This window comes from Streptomyces mesophilus (assembly GCF_011044995.1).
GTDB lineage: Bacteria > Actinomycetota > Actinomycetes > Streptomycetales > Streptomycetaceae > Streptomyces > Streptomyces mesophilus.
The window spans coordinates 1-2,993 of sequence record NZ_JAAKZW010000413.1; the positions used below are offsets into that span (position 1 = coordinate 1).

Sequence of the window (2,993 nt, forward strand, 5' to 3'; positions counted from 1 at the left end):
CCCCCCACCCAAGGGGTGCCGCCCAACCACCCCGCAGGCATAGCCTCCCCGCATGGGTTTCCTCGACCGCCTCAGCTCCCCCGAAACCGCCGGCGTCCAACGCGGCATCCGCCAGGCCCAGTCCTTGCTCCACGAGGACCGCCCCCAGGAGGCCGAGACGCTGGTACGCCAGGTCCTCGACGTATCCGACAAGGCATTCGGCCCCGCCCACGAACTCTCGGCGACGGCCCGGGTCGTCCTCGCCACGGTCCTGTACGCACAGGGCCGGTACGAGGAGGCGGAGACCGAGGCCCACGACCTGGCGGCCCACCGCGCCCAGCGCCCCGACGACCAGCTGGCGCTCGCGGCCCTCGCCCTGTGCGCCCTGGCCGTACGCGAACAGGGCGACCCCACCGAGGCCCTGCGCCGCCAGGACGAACTGCTCCCCTTCTACGTACGCATCCACGGCCCCGAACACCCGCTCACCCTGAAGCTCCGCGCGGACCGAGCCCCCACCCTCAACCGCCTGGAGCGCCACGAGGAGGCGGCTGCCGAATGCCGGGACCTCCTCGCGCTCGCGGCCGCCAGCAAGGAACCGACCGCCGAAGCCCTGGCCCGTAAAGCAGAAGACGGACTGGCCGCCGCACAGGCGGGCCAGTCCGTCTCGTAGAACCGCACAGCGGACCGGGCGATCAGACGGCCACGGCCTCCGGAGCCCGCAGCGATCCGACCTCGACCTCTGCCTCCGCCTCGGCCCGCGCCTTCGCCTGAGCCGCCTGCCGCACCGCCCACGGATTGTTCTGCGCCGGCGTCAGCTGCTCGCCGAGCTTCACGGCGAGCAGCGTGATGCCGAGCGAGAAGACGATGAACGTCAGGATGTACGGGGCGTGCAGCTGCGCACCCATCGGCCCGCCGATCGCCGGACCGACCGCCAGGGCCAGCTGCTTGACCAGCGCGAAGGCCGAGTTGTACTGCCCGACACGGCCGTCAGGCGCCAGATCCGCGACCAGCGGGGCGACGGTCGGCGACAGCATCGCCTCACCGAGCCCGAAGAGCGCGTACGTGGAGATGAACGCGGCGGTCGCCATCGCCTGGCTGCCGTGCCCGAGCCCCGCGTACCCGGCGAAGATCCACGCCACAACCCAGATCAGACCGACGGACGCGATGACCTTGGACCGCTTTCGCCGCTCGACGAACTTCAGGACCACGAACTGGGCGACGACGATCGCCCCGGTGTTGGCGGCCAGCGCGAAGCCGAGCGTCGACGGCGATATCCCGGCCGCCTCTACTCCGTACGCGGAGAGCCCGGACTCGAACTGCCCGTAGCAGGCGAAGAACATCACGAAGCCCAGCGCACACAGCTGCACCATCGCGCGGTGCTTGAACAGCTGCCGCATCCCGCCCTTGGCCTGCGGCAGCGCGTCGGCGATCCGCGCCTGGCGCGGCAGCTTCACGGTCGCCATCACGACCACGAGCAGCAGGAACATCGACGCCTCGATGGCGAAGAGCAGCGTGAAGTCGCTCGGCCGCTCGTGCTTGACGATCTGGCCGCCGATCAGACCACCGACACCGAGTCCGAGGTTCTGCAGGAAGAACTGCGTCGCGAAGGCCCGCGTACGGGTCTCGGCGGTCGAGCACTCCACGATCATCGTGGCGAGCGCCGGCTGCATCACGGCCTGACCCGCACCGAGCAGCGCGGCCGAGACGATCACCAGCTGCGGGGTGTTCGCGAGCCCCAGGCTCATCGCACCGATCGCGGCGGTGACCAGAGCGGCCATGAGCACCGGCAGCGGACCGCGCCGGTCGACCGCACGCCCGGTGAAGGGCAGCACCACAAGGGCGGCGACGGCAAAGACGGCGAGCACGAGACCCGCCGTGGTCGCACCGAGCTCCCGCACCTGCGCCACGTAGACGTAGAGGAACGGGACGGTGAAGCCGAGGCCGAACGCGCTCAGCGCGTTGCCCACGTGGATCCGCCGCATCGCGGCACCCATCGCCTGGGTCACTTCTCACCTGCCTTCAAGGGAGGTCTTCAAGCTGAAGACTTCAAAGCTAAACTTAGGAGCTAAAGAGTAAACATCGAAGGGCTTAAGTGCAAAGTGAGGCCATGCCATACTCCGAGGCATGCCTGACAGCGACGGCACCACCGCACCGGCGAACGAGCCGACGCTCGACGAACAGATCGCGGCCTACCAGCGCGAGTTCGCCGACCTGGACCCCCAGGTCGAGCAGATCGTCTCGGCCCTCGGCCGCCTCAACCGGCGGATGAACGTGGCGTACGGCAGGCAGACCGCGACCCTCGGCATCAGCAACGCCGAGTGGGAGGTCCTCAAGGCCCTGGTCCTGGCCGGCCAGCCCTATCGCATGGGCCCCGGCGACCTGGCCAAGCAGCTCGGCCTCACCCCGGCCGCCATGACCCACCGCATCGACCGCATGGTCGCGGAGGAACTGGTTACCCGTGACCGTGACGAAGCGAATCGGGTACGCGTGATCGTCGGGCTCACCGACACGGGCCGGCAGAAGTGGCTGGACGCGATGGAGCTGGCCACGGACTTCGAGGAGGACCTGCTCCAGGACCTCTCCACGAAGGAGCGCGGCATCCTGGGCGAGCTGCTGACCCGCCTCCTGGTCCGCGTAGAGAGCTGAACAAGATCGCTTAGCGCGGGGGTTGACACGACCTCGAAGGATCCGTAAGGTTCTTCGGGTTGCCACGGAGCCGGAACGGTTCTGCGGCGGCCACTCTCGCCGCTCACAGCGGCAACCCACAACACATGCACGATTCCCCTGGGGATCGAATTCTGTGCGCCTTCGTGTGCCCGAATTCAATTCATTGGGACTCGATCGGCTCGATTATGAGCCGGCCGGAGAATCCGCTAAGGTTCTGGGAGTCGGAACGGCCCAACAGCCGCAAAGACAACCCGAGTTGACCGGGAATCAGGCCCGAAAGGATCTGATAGAGTCGACACCGCCGGAAGGGAAACGCGAAAGCGGGAACCGGAAAGCACCGAGGAAAT

General features: G+C 68.3%; 3 protein-coding genes. 2 read left to right on the forward strand and 1 reads right to left on the reverse strand.

Annotated features, from left to right (window positions below; genetic code table 11):
• Positions 1 to 52 precede the first annotated feature (52 nt).
• Positions 53 to 649 (forward strand): tetratricopeptide repeat protein, encoded by a 597-nt coding sequence (locus G6045_RS40060; protein ID WP_165337169.1) that lies wholly within the window; start codon positions 53 to 55, stop codon positions 647 to 649.
• A 22-nt stretch (positions 650 to 671) separates the two neighbouring features.
• On the opposite strand, the gene G6045_RS40065 is transcribed toward G6045_RS40060, so the two are convergent.
• The gene (locus G6045_RS40065) at positions 672 to 1,973 is read right to left on the reverse strand and encodes an MFS transporter (RefSeq protein ID WP_165337171.1); all 1,302 of its coding nucleotides are present in this window, start codon (positions 1,971 to 1,973) and stop codon (positions 672 to 674) included.
• Between the two features lie 130 nt (positions 1,974 to 2,103).
• Here G6045_RS40065 and G6045_RS40070 point away from each other — a divergent pair, with 130 nt between their 5' ends.
• On the forward strand, positions 2,104 to 2,625 hold the full coding sequence (locus tag G6045_RS40070; protein WP_165337170.1) for a MarR family winged helix-turn-helix transcriptional regulator: 522 nt from the start codon (positions 2,104 to 2,106) through the stop codon (positions 2,623 to 2,625).
• Positions 2,626 to 2,993 lie beyond the last annotated feature (368 nt).